The sequence below is a fragment of the Raoultella sp. T31 genome (assembly GCF_002806725.1).
In the GTDB taxonomy this organism is placed as follows: Bacteria; Pseudomonadota; Gammaproteobacteria; order Enterobacterales; family Enterobacteriaceae; genus Klebsiella; species Klebsiella electrica.
This window is the reverse complement of record NZ_PIBO01000009.1, coordinates 1-18667: the sequence shown is the minus strand read 5'-3', so window position 1 is coordinate 18667 and position 18667 is coordinate 1. Positions and strand designations below refer to the sequence as shown.

Sequence of the window (18667 nt, the reverse complement as noted above, 5' to 3'; positions counted from 1 at the left end):
TAATGGCATGCTTTGTGCTTATCTTTGTAACAGAAGATATAAAGCGTGGGGGAATTTTAATCTTTCTTTGTGGCGACCATAAGCAGTACCGATGTTATTGCCGGCGAGGAGTAGACAATCAACGTTGTCATTATGGGGTTTGAAACGGATCTCAGTATTCATATTCACCGTTATTTTTAAACAGGATACCTGATTCACACATAGCCCTGTTAACCGCATTGCTACGCGGATAATTATTTTGTATTGCCGTTGCTAACAACGTCACGACCCTTTTGAGGAGATAAAAGGGGCCCGGACTGAGTTCTGCGCAGGTGCAGCATATACTGTCACGATCGGCGATTTCACAAGGATACAATGCTGATGCATAAACTCATAAAAAATTACGAAGCCGACATCTTTTTCGATGAGCTGATCGACCATGAGGGCAATCCACGCCTTTCCGCGCAACGTCTGATTCAATGTCTTGATTCTCTTCCTCCGGATGAACTGGAGAAACGTCGTCTGACGGCAGAGGCGACAATTCAGGAGATGGGGATTAGTTTTACGGTCTATACCGATAAAGGAAATATCGACAGGATCTGGCCATTCGATATTATTCCCCGCATCATTGATGCGAAAGACTGGGCGATCGCGGAAACCGGACTGAAGCAACGTCTTACCGCCCTGAACCGCTTTATTGATGACCTGTATAATGAACAAAACTGCATCAAAGATGGAATTATTCCTGAATATATTATTAAGGAATCTAAAAATTTCCGTCCTGAGTGCGTTGGCATGTCACCGCCTTATGGCGTATGGGCGCATATTTGCGGCACCGATTTAGTGCGTGATGAAACAGGGCAGTTCTACGTCCTGGAAGATAACCTGCGGGTACCATCCGGCGTCTCGTATATGCTGGAAAACCGCGCCATTACCAAGCGCGTTCTGCCTGAACTGTTTGAAAGCGACGATATTAAGCCGGTTGATGCCTATCCTGCGCAACTGCTGGAAACCCTGACAGCCCTGTCGCCCCGCCAGGTTGAACGCCCGGAAATTGTGGTGCTGACCCCGGGTATTTATAACTCGGCCTACTTCGAGCACGCTTTCCTGGCCCAGCAAATGGGGGTGGAACTGGTCGAGGGTGCCGATCTGTTTGTCGGCGACGACGACTGCGTCTACACCAAAACGATCTACGGCCCGGAACGGGTGGATGTGATTTACCGACGTATTGACGACTTGTTCCTCGATCCGGAAGCCTTTCACCCTGATTCTGTTCTCGGGGTTCCCGGCCTGATGCGGGCATGGAAAGCCGGAAACGTCGCGCTGGCCAATGCGCCGGGAGCAGGGGTTGCGGATGATAAAGTCGTCTATGCGTATGTGCCGGCTCTGATTCGCTACTATCTGGACGAAGAGCCTATTCTCCCTAATGTCGAAACCTACCTTTGTCAGAATGACGACGATCGCGAATACGTGCTGCAGAATCTGGATAAGCTGGTGGTTAAACCGGCCAACGAGTCCGGCGGTTACGGCATGCTGGTGGGGCCGCATTCGACCAAAAAAGATCAGCAGCTGTTTGCCGAACTGATTCAGGCGAATCCACGTAATTATATCGCTCAGCCGACGCTGAAGCTTTCCACCGCCCCGGCGCTGATCGCCAAAGATTATCTCGAGCCACGCCATCTTGATTTACGCCCGTTTATTTTGCAAAGCAAAGAGACTTACGTGACGACCGGCGGGTTGACGCGGGTGGCGATGAAAAAAGGCTCGTTAGTGGTTAACTCATCGCAGGGCGGTGGGAGTAAGGATACCTGGATCGTGGAGAGCAAAAGATAATGAATATGCTATCAAGAGTTGCCGCGCGCCTGTACTGGAGCGCGCGTTATCTGGAGCGAGTGGAAAATATCGCGCGGTTAGTCAGCGTGTATGACGATCTGCTTTACGATCTGCCGCGAGACATCGCTGTATCCTGGTATAACCTGATTGAAATTAACAGCGGCGTCGCGTTATTTGGCCAACGCTACAAAGTTAAAGATGAACGCAATGTGCTGAAGTTTCTGCTGGCCGACGAGAGCAATCCCGATTCTCTGCTGTCGTCTTTAAAAATGGTCCGGGAAAATATTCGTACCAGCCGCGATGTTGTGCCGGGAGAGATGTGGGAACTGATCAATGAGCTGGATCTCTACGCCAGACAGAACATCCGCCTCGGTATCAACCGCTCTGAACGGCATACCTACCTGAATACCATCATCGAAGGATGTCAGAAAATTATTGGTTTACTGACGGGTTCGATGAGTCGTGATGCCGGCTGGTATTTTCTGAACATGGGGCGCTATCTCGAGCGCGCCGATATGAATACGCGCATTCTTGACGCCGCGAACTCCCTGATGATGCAGGCGCGTGAGGAAGAGAGTATTAAGTTAGGCCAGGTCGTGTGGTCTAAAGTACTGAAATCACAAAGTGCCTATCTCAGCTTTCGCCGGGTGATGCGCTGCTCGATTAAAGGCTCGCTGGTGGTCACGCTGCTCCTGACGGACAGGCATTTTCCCCGTTCGCAGCGCTTTTGCCTGGAGCAGATCAAACTGGCTGCCGCTGAACTGCCGCGGGCGTCAGCCGTTTCGGAGCACATCGACAGTTTGCTGCTTGCGACCCGGGGCGTGGATCACTCCCACGATCTGAACCGCGAGTTCAGCCTCTATCTTAATGAAATCCAGCTCAGCCTGATTGCGCTTCATCACCTGATTACCGATAACTGGTTTCATTTCCTGCAAGGAGATGCCGTATGACCATCCGGGTAGCGATTCAACATAAAACGACCTATGACTTCGACCGTTTGATCAACGTGGCGCCACATATTTTGCGTCTGCGGCCTGCGCCTCATTCACGTACCCATATCCATGGCTACTCCCTGAAAGTGACGCCAGAGGACCATTTTATTAACTGGCAGCAGGACCCGTTCGGTAACTATCAGGCGCGGCTGGTGTTTCCTGAAAAAGTGAAGCGCCTGGAGTTTGCGGTGGAGGTGATCGCGGATATGACCGTGATCAACCCGTTTGACTTCTTTATCGAAGAGTATGCCGAGAATTTCCCCTTTGCCTATGATGCCTTGATGCAAGAAGAACTTGCGCCTTATCTCAAGGTCACCGAGCAGTGTCCTGAACTGGAGGCGTGGCTGGCAAGCGTTGATTGTGAGGAAATGGTGCCTATCGTGACCTTCCTTGTGCAGCTCAATAGTCGGCTGGCCAACGAAATTGACTACGGTATTCGCCTTGAACCCGGCGTGCAGAGTTGTCAGGAGACGCTGACGTTGAAAAAAGGCTCCTGCCGGGATACCTCGTGGTTGCTGGTGCAGATACTGCGTAATCTGGGGCTGGCCGCGCGCTTTGCCTCCGGCTATCTGGTGCAGTTAACCGCTGATGTGAAAGCGCTGGACGGTCCGTCTGGCCCGGAACAGGATTTCACCGATCTGCACGCCTGGTGCGAGGTCTATTTGCCCGGCGCCGGGTGGGTAGGGCTCGACCCGACCAGCGGTCTGTTCGCCGGCGAAGGGCATATTCCTTTAGCCTGCACCGCTGACCCGCAGTCGGCGGCGCCGATTACCGGCGCAACCGACCCGTGCGAATGCGAGTTCAGCTATTCCAATATCGTCACCCGCATTCATGAAGATCCGCGGGTCACACGGCCTTATAGCGAAGACGAGTGGCTGAACATCAACGCGCTGGGGCGCGCCGTTGACGCCGAACTGCAATCTAACGATGTGCGCCTGACGATGGGGGGCGAACCGACGTTTATCTCCATTGACGATATGGATTCCGCGCAGTGGAATACCGATGCGCTGGGTAAAGATAAATTACGCCTCGCGAAAGATCTGTTACTGCGCTTAAAAACGCAGTTTAGTCGCGGCGGATTGCTGCATTATGGCCAGGGCAAGTGGTATCCGGGCGAAGAGGTTCCGCGTTGGGCGCTCGGGTGCTTCTGGCGCACCGATGGCGAGGCATTGTGGCACGATCAGGCGCTCTTAGCCCGCGTCGATCGGGATTATGGTCATACCCTTAGCGACGCGGAACGGTTTGGTCAGGCGCTATGCCAGCAGTTAGGCGTTGCCACCCGCTATTTGCAACCCGCTTATGAAGATTCGCTCTACTATCTGTGGCTGGAGCGTTCTCTGCCGGAGGGGGTCGATCCGAGGAGCGCGAATCTGAATCATGACCTCGAACGGCGGAGACTGGCGAGTTTACTTAGCCGCGGTATGGGAAACGCCACGGGCTACATCCTGCCTGTCGAATTCGATGGCACATGCTGGCAAAGTAGCCCCTGGCCAATGCGTGCCGGGCTGATTACGCTGATCCCCGGAGATAGCGCGATGGGCTACCGTCTGCCGCTCAATTCGCTGCCGCCATTAGCCGATGATGAGATCGTCGTCGAACGGGATCCTTTTGAACCTCGCGACCCCCTGCCGGTCTTTGCGATGGGCGGAGAGGCGGCCCCTGTCCGTGCCCGACAGACCTTGCAGCAACAAAAAACGCTCGCCAACGGTACTAAAAGCGTGGTCCGTACCGCGCTGTGTCTCGAACCGCGCGAGGGCAAGCTGCATCTGTTCCTGCCGCCGGTCACCCATCTCGAGAATTACGTGGCCCTGGTGCATGCCATCGAGGAGGCTGCCAGTGAACTGCAGCTGCCGGTGGTGATTGAAGGTTATGAACCGCCAAAAGATCCTCGCTTGCAGAAGCTGTTGTTGACCCCCGACCCGGGCGTTATCGAGGTCAATATTCACCCGGCCAGCCACTGGGATGAGCTGGTGCATAATATTGAAACACTCTACGAGCAGGCGCACCAGGCAAGGCTGGGTGCCGAGAAGTTTATGCTTGATGGCCGGCACACCGGTACCGGAGGGGGGAACCATGTCACCCTGGGCGGGAGTACGCCAGCCGACAGTCCGGTACTGCGACGTCCCGATCTCCTGCGTAGCCTGGTGACCTACTGGCAACATCATCCCGGTCTTTCCTATTTATTCTCCGGCATGTTTATTGGCCCAACCAGTCAGGCTCCGCGTCCGGATGAAGGGCGAGACGAAGCCCTCTATGAAATGGAAATCGCCTTCCAGAATATGCCGGAAGGGCTGGTTGATACGCCATGGCTGGTGGACAGGCTGATGCGCAACCTGCTGGTGGATGTCACCGGCAATACCCACCGTTCAGAATTTTGCATCGACAAACTCTATGCGGCAGGCAGCAGTAGCGGCCGCCTGGGGCTGCTGGAGTTCCGCGGCTTCGAAATGCCCCCTCACGCTCGCATGTCGCTGGTGCAACTACTGCTGCTCCGCTGCCTGGTGGCGCGTTTCTGGAAAGAACCGTATCACCAGCCGCTGGTCCGCTGGGGGACACAGCTGCACGATAAATTTATGTTGCCGCATTTCGTCTGGCAGGATGTGAAAGAGGTGGTGGATGACCTGCAGCGTCATGGTTATCCCTTCAAACTGGCGTGGCTGTTGCCGTTTGAAGAGTTCCGTTTCCCGCACTATGGTCGTCAGCAAATTGATGATATTGAGCTGGAGCTGCGCTGGGCCATCGAGCCGTGGCATGTTCTGGGCGAGGAGGTGACGCTGTCCGGGACCTCGCGCTATGTTGACTCCTCGGTCGAACGTATACAGGTACGCCTGTCGGGTTTAACCGAAGGGCGCTACGTGCTGGCGTGTAACGGCCGCCGCGTGCCGCTGCGGGCGACCGGAAGACAAGGGGAGATGGTGGGGGCGGTACGTTATCGGGCGTGGGCGCCGCCGTCGGCGCTGCATCCGACGCTGGGGGTGAATACCCCGCTGGTGTTTGATTTGATTGATACCTGGAATGGTCTTTCCATCGGTGGCTGCACCTATCGTGTCAGCCACCCTGGCGGACGAAACTATGAGACGCGACCGGTCAACAGCAATGAAGCCGAAGCCAGGCGTGTCAATCGCTTCTGGGATCATGGTTTTACCCAGGGCGCATTAGTTCCCCCGCCGGCATTCAGCGCGCTCAGAACATTCTATGAGCATGAGCAGGTTCCCCGCCCGATGGCTCCGCCTGCTGAGGAACCTGGCGACGAATACCCTCATACTTTGGACCTTCGCAGGAAGTATACTAGGATTTAGTTTTGAGCCGGGTAATCAGAATACATGACCGCATCTTTTTCTGAATCAATCACGCCGGCCTGTGAGCCGGCTTCTTTCGCTGTCGATAGCGCTTCGACAGCCATTTATAACGAGGCCTGCGATCTGACGAACACCCTCCGCCCACACTGGACAGAGGTGATGAACAGCGTCAGTGAGATGGGTGTGGAAGGGATGGAAAACCGTCTGCGCCAGGCCCAGCGTATTTTGCGCGACGATGGTGCCACCTATAACCTGAATGGCGATCCGCTTTCGCCAAACGTCTGGTCGCTGGATATCATCCCCAATCTGTTGGCGGAGGAGGAATGGTCAAGCGTGGAACGCGGGCTGGCGCAGCGTTCGCGGCTATTCGACCTGATGCTTAAAGATCTCTATGGCGAACAGCGGCTGCTGAAAGAAGGGGTTATCCCCTCGGAAATCGTCTTCTCTCACCCCGGTTTTCTGCGCCAATGCCACGGTATCCGTTTGCCTGGGGCCCATAATCTTATCTTCCACGCGGTCGATTTGGTTCGCGGCGGGAATGGACAGTTTGTGGCGATTGGCGATCGCACCCAGGCCCCGAGCGGTACCGGTTATGTTCTGGAAAACCGAATCGCCGTTTCCCGCGTCCTGCCATCGTTGTTTCGTAACAGCCATGTCCGGCGGCTTTCCGGTTTCTTTCATGCGCTACGGCATACGCTGGCCAGCCTCGCCAGCCACAAAACCGATACCCCACGGATCGTCGTCCTGACTCCCGGCGCCTACAGCAGTACCTATTTTGAGCACGCTTATCTGGCAAACTATCTCGGTTTTCAGCTGGTGCAGGGGGGCGACCTGACCGTGCGTAACGGCAGAGTATGGTTGAAATCCCTGAATGGGCTGTCGGAAGTCGATGTGATTGTGCGCCGGATGGATGATGCCTACTGCGATCAGACCGAACTCCGCTCCGACTCGCGCCTGGGGGTGCCGGGGCTGCTTGAAGTGGTGCGCAACGGTAACGTCGTGCTGGCTAACCCTCTGGGCTCAGGGGTCCTTGAAGCACCGGCGTTGCTGGCGTTTCTCGCGGAAATTAGTCAGTTTTTGCTGGGCGAACCGCTGTTGATCCCCACGGTTAAAACCTGGTGGTGCGGCCGAGTGGAGGACCGAGACTTCGTGATCCACCACCTTGAGCAACTGATCATCAAACCGTCTTATCGTAGTTTTGATAGCAAAAGTATCTATGGTCATAGTCTGGATGACGCGGGCCGCAAGCTGATTATTCAGCAAATCACCGCCAGCCCGCACAGCTACGTGGCGCAGGCCTATATTCCGGGCTCACGCGTCCCGGTGTGGGCTAATCAGCAAATTGAGTATCGTCCGACGATTTTCCGCGCGTTCACCGTTGCCGCACCGGAAGGATACTGCGTCATGCCAGGAACGTTGTCGCGGGTAGCAGAGTCTGCTGATGATTGTATTGTCAGCGACTTATCCGGGGCGTGGAGTAAAGATACGTGGATACTTGGTGAAAGCTTCGATACCGCGCAGCCACTTCTGACAGACTCGATTCCCCGCGATGAGGGAAATTTGCCCAGCCGGGTGATAGAAAACCTGTTCTGGTTCGGCCGCTATGCGGAACGCGCGGAGATGAGCCTGCGTCTGATACGTATTCTTTTCAAGCAGCTTAACGGCGTTGAGCATTTTATGCCGGAAAGCCGCGAGATTCTGCTGGGGGCATTATCTGCGCTTACCGGGACGTTGCCAGAAAGCGGCGCTGTCGGCGATCAGAATCATGAGCTTTCTTCCCTGGTGTGCGATGGCCAACGCACGGGATCGATAAAATTTAATATTCTCAACATGCTGGCCTGCGGTGAGCAGGTGAAAGAGATGCTGTCGGCCGATACGCGCATTATCATCAATGAATTACGTGATTATATTCGGACGGTGGAGGTCGCATATCAAGACGGGCTGCCGGAATTGCCGGAAGAGTCGCTGGATAATCTGGTCACCTCTTTACTGGCCTTGTCCGGACTGAATCATGAAAGCATGCTGCGGGGCATGGACTGGCGGTTCCAGGAGATTGGTCGCCGCGCCGAACGAGCGCGTCTGACCGCCATTCTGCTGAAACATACTTTGACCCGCGCCGTTCCGGGTTTACAGCAACAGCAAATTTTAGAATCGGTACTGATGAGCGTCGAGGCGTTAATTTCTTTTCGACGACGTTACCGGGGGCAGATGAATATCATTTCCGGTCTGGATTTATTGATGCTGGATGGGACGAACCCGCGTTCGTTGATTTATCAGGTCGATCGGTTGCGTAAGTATCTCCTCGATTTGCCGCGCCAGGAGGGACAGACCTCCAGCCTGACATCGGATATGCGCCCGGTGATGAAATCACTCACGGATATACAACTTGCCGATCTCGATCGACTGGCGCAAGTCGATGAACCCACCGGACTGCGTGAACAACTGGATACGTTAATGACGCAGATAATCAGTCAGCTGGAGCAATTCACTACCTTGCTGAGCGACAAATATTTCGACCACGCCAATGGACCGCAGCAACTGATTAACACCCAGTGGAAGACCGACTTATGAAATACCGGGTACGACATCTTACAAAGTACCAGTACAACTCTCCGGTGACGTTATGCTACAACATGACGCACCTGTTGCCGCGCAATACCGCCAGTCAGCACTGCGTACAGCGGCGGATAACCGTAACGCCGATGCCGGTTTATCAGAACGAAGGGTATGATTATTTTGGCAATCTGACGTTTTATTTCTCGATCCAGGTCCCGCACGACACCCTGACCATTGAGATGGAAAGTGAGCTTGATATTGACGAAATCAACCACGCGGATCTGCTGCATAGCCACTCTCTGACCTGCGGAGAGTATCGGCAGCAATTGCATGAGTCCGGGACGCCGGAGCTGCGGATGGCGAAGGAGTATTTGCTCGACTCCAGTTTAATTCGCCGTTCTGAGCGGCTGGCCTGCTACGCGGCGGATATTTTCCATGATGATGCCCCGGTCATTCAGGCGGCGGCGGCATTGACCCATCGCATTTTTGAGGAGTTTACTTTCGATCCGATTGCGACCAGCGTCAGCACCCCGCCAGAGCAGGTCTTACAGGAAAAGCGGGGGGTCTGTCAGGATTTTGCCCATCTGGCGATCGCCTGCCTGCGTTCCGTCGGCTTACCCGCGCGCTATATCAGCGGCTATATTGAAACGCTACCGCCCGAGGGGCAGGAAAAATTAGTCGGGACCGATGCGTCGCATGCGTGGTTTGCCATTTTTATCCCCGACGCAGGCTGGCTGGAGTTTGACCCGACCAACGATCTCATGCCTCAGGGGCAACATATTGTCACGGCGTGGGGCAGGGATTACGCCGATGTTGCTCCGTTGCAGGGGGTTATTTTCGATGGCGGGGTAACGCTGGCCCTTGAAGTTGCGGTCGATGTGCAGCGCGGCTGAGCGCTATTATTTCCCCCCTCAGCGAGAGCCGAGGGGGGAAAACCCCGGACGTTTAGTGTATAACCTGCGACAAAAACGTCCGGGTACGTTCTGATTTTGGATGGGAGAAGAACTCCTGTGGCGGCGCCTGTTCGACAATCTCGCCGCGGTCCATGAAGATCACCCGATCCGCCACCGTGCGTGCAAAGCCCATTTCATGGGTGACGCACAGCATCGTCATGCCATCTTCCGCCAGGCCAATCATGGTATCGAGCACTTCTTTGACCATCTCCGGATCAAGCGCGGAGGTGGGCTCATCGAACAACATGATTTTGGGTTTCATGCACAGGGAACGGGCGATCGCCACGCGCTGCTGCTGACCACCCGACAGCTGTCCGGGAAATTTATGCGCATGTTCCGCGATGCGGACACGTTGCAGATAGTGCATTGCCAGCGCTTCCGCTTCTTTCACCGGCATCTTACGCACCCAGGTCGGCGCCAGGGTACAGTTCTGCAAAACGGTGAGGTGAGGGAACAGATTAAAGTGTTGAAATACCATGCCGACTTCAGTGCGTACGCGCTCTATGTTGCGGACATCATCGTTCAGATGAATGCCATCAACGACGATCCGCCCCTGCTGGTGTTCTTCCAGGTGGTTGATGCAACGAATCGTGGTCGATTTACCCGATCCTGAAGGCCCGCAGAGGACAATGCGTTCACGCGGTTTCACCTGCAGGTTAATGTCTTTCAAGACGTGAAACTGGCCGTACCATTTATTCACATTTTCGAGCGTAATCATCATTGCGTCAGCAGAATTAGTCATTGTGTGTGTCATGTAAAACCTCAGTGCGATTTGCGCCCGGTGTGAAAGCGCTTTTCCAGATACTGGCTGTAGCGCGACATGCTAAAACAGAAAATCCAATAGACGAGGGCGGCGAAAACATATCCCTCAGTCGACATACCCAGCCAGGTAGGGTCAACCGTTGCCTGCTGTACGCTACTGAACAGATCGAACAGGCCAATGATGATAACCAGGCTGGTGTCTTTAAACAGCGCGATGATGGTGTTAACCAGCCCCGGGATGGTGAGCTTGAGCGCCTGGGGGAGAATGACCAGAACCTGCGTTTTCCAGTAGCCCAGCGCCAGCGACTCCGCCGCTTCATACTGCCCTTTGGGAAGCGCCTGTAACCCCCCGCGTACGACTTCAGCAATATAGGCCGACTGGAACAGGATCACCCCGACCAGAGCGCGCACCAGCTTATCGATAGTGCTCCCTTCGGCCATAAACAGCGGCAGCATCACCGATGACATAAACAGCACGGTAATCAGCGGCACGCCTCGCCAGAACTCAATAAAGATCACCGACAAGGTGCGAACCACCGGCATCGTTGAGCGCCGCCCCAGCGCCAGTAAAATCCCCAACGGCAACGCGCCGGCAATCCCGACAGCGGCGATAATTAACGTCAGCGTCAGGCCCCCCCACTGGCGGGTTTCAACGCGATCGAGGCCGAGAAAACCGCCGTACATCAGACACCAGACGATGAGGGGATAGACCACGGCCCAACAGGCGATATAACGGCCCCGGTGCGGCATCGACTTGATAAACATCGGGATAATCGACAGCAGGCCGGTTACCAGCGCGAGGTTAATGCGCCAGCGCAGTTCATGCGGATACAGCCCATACATAAACTGGCCAAAGCGTGCATGGATAAACACCCAGCAGGCGCCTTCTTTGGTACAGTCGGCACGGGTGGTGCCCAGCCAGTTAGCCTGAAAGACCAGCCAGTTTAGCGCCGGCGGTATAACGTTGCAGATAACCCACAGACACAACAGTGTCAGCAGCGTATTGAACCAGCTGGAGAACAGATTTTTACGTGCCCATCCCCAGGCTTTACGCACCGGGTTAGTGAGGGCTGGCGGTGTTTCATGTGTGGTAGCAAACATAGTCATTCCGTTCTCTTAACGCTCAACCAGCGCAATTTTGCGGTTGTAGAGGTTCATCAGCAGCGAAATCATCAGACTGATAAGCAGGTACACCGCCATGGTGATGGCAATGGTCTCGATAGCCTGACCGGTCTGATTCAGTACCGTCCCGGCAAACAGCGAGACCATATCCGGGTAACCGATCGCCGCCGCCAGTGAGGAGTTTTTCACAATATTGAGGTACTGACTGGTCAGCGGGGGAATGATGACCCGCATCGCCTGGGGGATGATCACCTGCCGCATGGTCACGGGATTCGGCAACCCCAGCGACCGGGCCGCTTCACTCTGTCCATGCGGCACTGACTGGATTCCGGAACGAATCACTTCGGCAATAAACGAAGAGGTGTAGATCGACAGCGCCAGGGTCAACGAAGCCAGTTCCGGGATCATGACGAACCCGCCCCGGAAGTTAAATCCGCGCAGCTGTGGAACATCCCAGTGAGTAGCGGCGCCAAACAGCATATGAGCGATCAGCGGGAAGATGACGATCATCGCGGCGGCCAGCGGCCAGGTTCGCCGCAGCTGACCAGTTTTCAACTGATGCTGACGGTTGTAATGCCGTAAACCAACGCTGCCGGCGATCGCCAGTGCCAGGGCGATAACGAACGGCCAACTGCCTGGCGCGTAGGTCGGCCAGGGGATGTACAGACCGCGGTTGCTGACAAATGCCAGGTCGAATGCGCTTAATGCCTCTCGCGGGCCAGGTAAATTACGCAGCACGGCGAAATACCAGAAGAAAATTTGCAGCAGTGGCGGAATATTACGGAACGTTTCGATATAGAAGGTCGAGAGCTTGCGCAGCAGCCAGTTATCCGACAGACGCGCGAGGCCAATGAAGAACCCGAGCACCGAAGCGAATACAATGCACAGAGCGGAAACCAGCAGGGTGTTGGTTAACCCCACAAGGAAGACGCGAGCATAGGTATCGCCTTCCGTATAATCAATCAGATGCTGGACGATACCGAAACCGGCGCTTCGCTCAAGAAAACCAAAACCGGAGGTAATACCACGATTGGCCAGGTTGATTACCGTGTTGTGGATCAGATATCCCACAATAGCAAGCACGGCTACGATGGCGGCCATCTGGTAAAGCCAGGCGCGAACCGTAGGGTTACCGAATGAAAAATCCCTTTTTACGGTTGGGCGTTGAGACATGTTGAAACCTCAATAAAAATAGCGCACTGGCTACCGCCCGTGCGGGGCGGCAGCCGTCTGGAAGGCAGTATTAACGTACCGGCGGTGCGTACTGGATGCCGCCCTGGTTCCAGAGCGCATTCTGTCCACGCGCGATTTTCAGAGCACTATCTTTACCGACGTTGCGGTCAAAACTTTCCTGATAGTTACCAACCTGTTTAATGATGTTGAACGCCCATTTGTTGTCGAGCTTCAGGTCTTTGCCAAAGTCACCTTCCGCCCCCAGCAGGTGAGCGATGTCCGGGTTAGACGGTTTTGCCGCCATCTGCTCAACGTTTTTCGACGTGATCCCCATCTCTTCTGCGTTCAGCATGGCGTACAGCGACCATTTAACGATGGTGAACCAGTCATCATCGCCACGGCGAACAACCGGGCCCAGCGGCTCTTTCGAAATCACTTCCGGCAGAACAATAAATTCATCCGGTTTGCCCAGCTTAATACGCAGCGCATACAGCTGAGACTGGTCGGAAGCCAGCGTATCGCAACGACCGCTGTCGAGGGCTTTCGCCGACTCGTCAGAGCGATCGAAGGTTACGGGCGTGTATTGCATTTTGTTGGCTTTGAAGTAATCGGCCACGTTCAGTTCCGTATCCGTACCTGCCTGGATACATACGGTGGCGCCATCCAGCTCTTTAGCGCTTTTGAGGCCCGCTTTTTTATGGGTCAGGAAGCCAATGCCGTCGTAGTAGTTAACCCCGGCGAACAAGAATCCCATCCCGCCATCACGCGAAGAGGTCCAGGTTGTATTACGCGACAGAATATCCACTTCACCGGATTGCAGAGCGGTAAAGCGCTCTTTTGCCGTCAGCGGGGTATATTTGACCTTGCTCGCATCGCCAAACACTGCCGCTGCCGTAGCCCGACAGATATCGACATCAATACCGGTGAATTTGCCGTTAGCATCGGCATAAGAGAAGCCCGGTAAACCATCGCTGATACCGCACTGAACAAAGCCTTTTTTCTTAATTGCATCCAGCGTAGTACCCGCATGCGCTTGCTGCGCGACAGCGAACAAAGAAGCCGCGGCGACCAGGGTGGAGAACATTATTTTTTTCATAAAGCATCCTGTATGGAGATATCGTGTTGTTATGTGGTCGTGGTGCGCATTTAACCGTACGTTTGTTACTGTGTCGGTCTGCCATGTCGATAAAGGCAATTTTGATGCCATCTTTGTATCTTTATGAAACACATAGAAAGATTTCGCCTTCTACTGACGTCTCCAGAAAGCTATGGATATTATCGAGCACCAAAATGGAACAATTGCGGCCATCGCCGTCGCAAACGGTGCAAGAGTTTCACAAAAAGAAAGCAGGGCGCGCAGAGCCGCCGCCGGGATTGTTATATTCACGGTGGGCCTGCCGCGGCCTTGAGAGATATCTATTGGCGAGAAGGGGGAAGGTATCGCCAACGGGCGGGAGAAATGAAAAGGAAAAACCGCACGCGAGTTGCTGTCACTATCGCCACCACAATGACGATAACTGTTTCATCCGCGACCCATCCCATTAAGGCTCAATATCTGTATATTAATAAAAAGAAGAAATCAGGGAATATCGTAAACGCCATGGTCATGTTGATCGGCTATTTTGCTTTTTTTCGTATTATCGAGGGAGTTAATCTATGCCTGTACAAGTGGGAATCTATATTTTCGATAATGTTGAAGTTCTCGATTTTGCCGGGCCTTATGAGGTTTTTACATGCGCCTCCAGGGTGCATCGGGGAGAGCCGGCACTGTTTAATGTTTTTACGATAGGCGAAACGCAGGAAACCGTACACGCACGCGCTGGCCTCAAACTTACCCCTGAAGTGACGATAGCCAACGCCCCACCAATAGACTGCCTGATTATTCCCGGCGGCGTGGTGGATGCAGAGCTAAAAAAGGACCATGTCATTGCCTGGATCCGTCAGCAGTCATTCACCACGGCGATCACCGCCTCCGTGTGCACGGGGGCGTTTTTACTCGCCAGGGCTGGCATATTATCCGACAAAGCGGCCACCACCCATTGGGAGGATATCGCCGATCTGCGAACGATGTTCCCGCAGCTAGCCGTAAAAGAGGGCGTGCGTTGGGTTGATGAGGGGCCGATTGTCTCCTCCGCCGGGATCTCGGCGGGTATTGATATGTGCCTGCATTTAGTCGAACGCTTTTCCGACCGGGCGCTGGCCGAGCGTACGGCAAAACAGCTGGCGTTTGACTGGACCGAGAATACGCCAGGGGTTTGAGTTTGCTGTGTTGATTTGTGTAGCATTTCTATATACGAAGTCTATAATTGTATATAGAAATGCTACACAAGAGGTATCTATGAAACCGGACATCCGTGAAGCCCCGATAAATATTCGGGCAAAAACATCACAGCGCGATCTTATCGACATGGCCGCAAACCTTGTATCAAAATCACGTACTGATTTTATGCTCGAGGCGGCCTGCCGCGAGGCCCAGGACATTCTGCTGGATCAGCGCTTATTTCTGCTGGACGATAAGCAGTTTGAGTCATTTATTGAAGAGCTTGATGCCCCTATGACAGCGGAGCGCCAGGCGCGTATTGATAACCTGATGAACCGCAAATCGCCATGGGAATGAGGCCCCCGGAATCACTCACCCCTGAACACGACATTGCTGAATTTTGTTGCCAGGACCCAGGTCTTAATGAGTGGTTGAAGAAGAAAGCACTGAAAAACCACAGTACGGGCATTTCAAGGGTCTATGTGGTCTGTGCCGGGAACACAAACAGGGTGATCGCGTATTACTGCTTGTCTTCCGGAAGTGTGCACCGAAACACAGTTCCTGGGTCTTACCGTCGTAATGCACCTGAGTCCGTACCGGTCATCGTTCTGGGAAGGCTTGCGGTCGATGTATCCTGGGCAGGAAAGGGACTCGGAGCTGCGCTGCTTAAGGACGCCATATACCGCACCCAAAACATCGCAGTGCAGGTTGGCGTGAGGGCGCTTCTCGTCCACGCCCTGAATGATGAAGTCAGGGATTTTTATACCCGGTTTGGTTTTGAGCCTTCTATTGTTAACGTTCTGACATTATTGTTCCCGATCAGACTCTGAAATTGCGCCGCTGTAGCGGCTCTGCCAGCACCTTGAATACGGAGCGCCTTATGGTCACCACACATGTTTTTATCGCGGTCAGTCTTGATGGCTACATCGCCCGCCAGGATGGCGATATTGGCTGGCTGTTACAGCGCGATGATCCGACTGAGGATCATGGTTATGCCGCGTTCATCGCTGATAAAGATTGGATCGTTATGGGCCGGGGGAGCTATGAGAAGATACTGACTTTTGACGAATGGCCTTATGACCGGCCCGTGCTGGTGCTCTCCCGGCAGTTAGCCGATACCCCTGTGCCCGGGGCACTAAAGGGCAAAGTGCAGTTCTCTAATCGCACGCCGAAAGAGGTGATTGATGACCTGGCGACGCAGAACGCGCATCGCGTCTATATCGACGGCGGGCAGCTGATACAGTCGTTCCTGCGCGAAGGGCTGGTTGCCGATATTGTTATCACTACCATTCCTGTTCTGCTCGGTTCGGGAAAGCCGCTGTTCGGATCCCTTCCCCATGATATTGATTTGACGCTGTTATCAAGCCGGAGCTTCCCCTCGGGTCTGGTGCAGTCGTACTATCGTCTGACGCCATAAACCGCATATAAACATAGCGTTGGCCTGCGCTTAAGCGAAATCTCCCAGTCGGTAGTCAGTAATGAAGGGCAGGGAAGTTCCATTTTTTAGAATTAAAGACCGCAAGAAATGGCTTATAGTTGAATTAATGATGGAGGCCTGAGTAATCGCCTGCATCATTTAAATGCGATTGACAATCCATTCAATTGCACCAGGGGTGCGAATCCAGGGCTTTATATTATTATTCACGTAATAAATGGCTTCATCCATTCCACCTAACGTGATGTATCCACTGTTAGACTTGGGCTGCAATCTGCACTTCGATAACAACCCGGGGATGTGTCTATTAGAATCAATCGCAGCTTTAGCGATATCATCGGCATCCGGGGATGACTGTCGGTAGGCGAGGAGGGCGCGTGTATACTGAAGAAACGGGCGCACATCACCTGAATAATCATCCAGTAATAAGGTCAGATCATCCACCATTTCGAGTTCAAGGTAATAGTTCGTTAATAAATGACGAATCCCCTGGTTATCGTTCGGATTGAGCTTAAGCATTTCTCGGCAATGAGCCATGGCCGGGTAGAAATTACCTGACTCCCATAAGGCATCAGCCAAAGCCGCTTTTGCTCTCATATATGGACGCGTTTCGACAAATCCCCAGAAATTGCCCGCGAATTCCTGGAAATCTTCACCAAGTGCAATGCTGGCCGCATACAGCGCCGTTTCAAGATAACTGACTTTTGACTCAGGAGACTCTTCAGATATCTTGCTGTAGAAGGAGTATGCGTCAGCGCAGAGCGGAGATTTTTTGATAGCTTTTCTTATGAGTTTCAGCACCGCGTCCAGGTCATCAGTTTCCCAGGCATCGAACATAAACTCCTGAGCTGCAGCCAGATCCAGCTGTAATTGCTCAGAACTGACGGCGTTTTTATATACATCAACGCGCTTTTTAGTTGGGAATTTAATCATCTCAAATATCCTTTGGGTGCTCACCGTTACCCGATACTTTGCAGCACTGATGGTCGATTCTACCGCTTTGAACTATAGCCATAGAAAACTCCTCATCAGGAAAAGTGAGTTGTTGACCAAGCATACAGGTTTGAAAACTATAGCCTGGACATTCCTATAATGAGCCCAAGGGGGTGCGGACGATTTCCTGGACCTTCAGGAGATAATTCATGCACTCATATGAGGATCGGATCCGGGCCGTGGAGCTTTACTTCAGGTATGGCAAAAGGCTGACAGTTGTTGTCAGAGAGTTGGGCTATCCATCCGTTAAACAGCTTTCCCGGTGGGTTCGAATTTATGAAGAGGCCGGTGACTTACCCAGGGAATTAAAGCCAAGAAAACGCTATTCACACGCACAGAAAGTCGCCGCAGTTGAGCATTATCTTACGCACGGCGGCTGTCTGGCTTTCACGCGGCGTGCTATCGGCTATCCCAGCAACGAAGTACTCAAGAGCTGGATCGAAGAGATTTATCCGGGACGGCGGCCCCTGATTATTCGCTCCAACACACATAAATGCTTCAGTCAGGAAGAAAGAACTCAGGCGGTCCGTGAGATCTGCACCCGGCGCGGAACGGCCCTTAAAGTTGCACAAAAGGTAGGTATCAGTGTTCCGGTCCTGTACAAATGGAAGAAAGACCTGATCGACGATGAGGCTTATCAATCCATGCGTAAACGAAAACCAGCTCCTCCGGATAAGCAGCAGGATGCACTGCACGATGAAATAAAGCTGCTTAAACAGCAGGTTCATCAGCTACAGCTTGAATGTGACATCCTGACAAAAGCGAATGAACTGATAAAAAAAGACATGGGCATCAGCGTCCTGACCCTGAAGAACAGGGAGAAGACCCGGCTCGTTGATGCCCTTAAGGAAATCTATCCCGTTGCTGAACTGCTCAGTGCTCTGCAGCTTGCCCGCAGTTGTTATTTTTATCACAAAGCAAGCCTGCGTCTGCATGACAAGTACGCGAAAATACGCGTAACCATGGCAAAGATCTTTGAGGGAAAATGAAAGGCCGGTGATACACAGTGACAGAGGAAGCCATTACCGATGGCCGGGCTGGCTGGATCGTATCAATGGATCGGGTCTTATAAGGTCCATGTCACGCAAGGGTTGCTCGTCGGATAATGCGGCGTGCGAAGGATTCTTCGGGCGGGTCAAAAATGAAATGTACTATGGCAGAAACTGGGCGGGCACATCGCTGGAAGATTTTATGTGCTTCCTGGACAGGTACATTTATAAATCTTATTGTATTCAGGGCTAAAGTATCTAATTAAGAGACTGTAATTTAAATTGTGTAATTGCCTGTTTTTGATATGTTCACTCCAACAA

Annotated in this window: 14 protein-coding genes and 1 pseudogene; 10 read left to right on the top strand and 5 right to left on the bottom strand. The window is 53.4% G+C overall.

The window, feature by feature from the left end; genetic code table 11:
• The first annotated feature begins 360 nt into the window (after positions 1–360).
• The 5 genes from CWM52_RS08630 to CWM52_RS08610 all read left to right on the top strand — a co-directional run bounded on the left by CWM52_RS08630 (position 361) and on the right by CWM52_RS08610 (position 9552).
• Positions 361–1812 (top strand): circularly permuted type 2 ATP-grasp protein, encoded by a 1452-nt coding sequence (locus tag CWM52_RS08630; protein ID WP_100683834.1) that lies wholly within the window; start codon positions 361–363, stop codon positions 1810–1812.
• On the top strand, positions 1812–2762 hold the full coding sequence (locus CWM52_RS08625; RefSeq protein WP_202395528.1) for an alpha-E domain-containing protein: 951 nt from the start codon (positions 1812–1814) through the stop codon (positions 2760–2762). Before CWM52_RS08630 ends, CWM52_RS08625 begins: the two co-directional genes overlap by 1 nt.
• Entirely contained in the window at positions 2759–6103 is a 3345-nt protein-coding gene (locus tag CWM52_RS08620; RefSeq protein ID WP_100683713.1) for a DUF2126 domain-containing protein, read from the top strand. The genes CWM52_RS08625 and CWM52_RS08620 overlap by 4 nt, the downstream gene beginning before the upstream one ends.
• Before the next feature lie 159 nt (positions 6104–6262).
• Complete coding sequence (locus CWM52_RS08615) at positions 6263–8674, top strand: circularly permuted type 2 ATP-grasp protein (protein ID WP_206057696.1); 2412 nt, start codon at positions 6263–6265, stop codon at positions 8672–8674.
• Positions 8671–9552 carry a transglutaminase family protein gene (locus tag CWM52_RS08610; protein WP_100683711.1) on the top strand — a complete coding sequence of 294 codons (882 nt, stop codon included), beginning with the start codon at positions 8671–8673 and terminating at the stop codon, positions 9550–9552. The genes CWM52_RS08615 and CWM52_RS08610 overlap by 4 nt, the downstream gene beginning before the upstream one ends.
• Before the next feature lie 52 nt (positions 9553–9604).
• Here CWM52_RS08610 and CWM52_RS08605 read toward each other — a convergent pair whose 3' ends face one another.
• The 4 genes from CWM52_RS08605 to CWM52_RS08590 form a co-directional block, all read right to left on the bottom strand.
• Positions 9605–10366, bottom strand: coding sequence for an amino acid ABC transporter ATP-binding protein (locus CWM52_RS08605; protein WP_100683710.1), 762 nt, complete (start codon positions 10364–10366; stop codon positions 9605–9607).
• Between the two features lie 8 nt (positions 10367–10374).
• A complete protein-coding gene (locus CWM52_RS08600) occupies positions 10375–11475 on the bottom strand; it encodes an amino acid ABC transporter permease (RefSeq protein WP_100683709.1) in 1101 nt (366 codons plus the stop codon).
• Positions 11476–11490: 15 nt separating this feature from the next.
• Entirely contained in the window at positions 11491–12669 is a 1179-nt protein-coding gene (locus tag CWM52_RS08595) for an amino acid ABC transporter permease (protein WP_100683708.1), read from the bottom strand.
• 70 nt (positions 12670–12739) lie between these two features.
• Positions 12740–13765: an amino acid ABC transporter substrate-binding protein gene (locus CWM52_RS08590; protein WP_100683707.1), complete on the bottom strand. Its 1026-nt coding sequence runs from the start codon at positions 13763–13765 to the stop codon at positions 12740–12742.
• A gap of 560 nt (positions 13766–14325) precedes the next feature.
• Here CWM52_RS08590 and CWM52_RS08585 point away from each other — a divergent pair.
• The 4 genes from CWM52_RS08585 to CWM52_RS08570 all read left to right on the top strand — a co-directional run bounded on the left by CWM52_RS08585 (position 14326) and on the right by CWM52_RS08570 (position 16346).
• Positions 14326–14928 carry a DJ-1/PfpI family protein gene (locus CWM52_RS08585; RefSeq protein WP_100683706.1) on the top strand — a complete coding sequence of 201 codons (603 nt, stop codon included), beginning with the start codon at positions 14326–14328 and terminating at the stop codon, positions 14926–14928.
• A gap of 79 nt (positions 14929–15007) precedes the next feature.
• The gene (locus tag CWM52_RS08580; RefSeq protein ID WP_100683705.1) at positions 15008–15286 is read left to right on the top strand and encodes a DUF1778 domain-containing protein; all 279 of its coding nucleotides are present in this window, start codon (positions 15008–15010) and stop codon (positions 15284–15286) included.
• Positions 15277–15759, top strand: a complete 483-nt coding sequence (locus tag CWM52_RS08575; RefSeq protein WP_100683704.1) for a GNAT family N-acetyltransferase — start codon at positions 15277–15279, stop codon at positions 15757–15759. Before CWM52_RS08580 ends, CWM52_RS08575 begins: the two co-directional genes overlap by 10 nt.
• A 50-nt stretch (positions 15760–15809) precedes the next feature.
• The gene (locus CWM52_RS08570; RefSeq protein ID WP_100683703.1) at positions 15810–16346 is read left to right on the top strand and encodes a dihydrofolate reductase family protein; all 537 of its coding nucleotides are present in this window, start codon (positions 15810–15812) and stop codon (positions 16344–16346) included.
• A 159-nt stretch (positions 16347–16505) separates the two neighbouring features.
• Here CWM52_RS08570 and CWM52_RS08565 read toward each other — a convergent pair whose 3' ends face one another.
• Positions 16506–17297, bottom strand: a complete 792-nt coding sequence (locus tag CWM52_RS08565) for a tetratricopeptide repeat protein (protein ID WP_100683702.1) — start codon at positions 17295–17297, stop codon at positions 16506–16508.
• 209 nt (positions 17298–17506) lie between these two features.
• Between CWM52_RS08565 and CWM52_RS08560 the strand changes: the two are divergent.
• Positions 17507–18572, top strand: a pseudogene (locus tag CWM52_RS08560) (transposase); the annotation flags it as partial.
• Positions 18573–18667 lie beyond the last annotated feature (95 nt).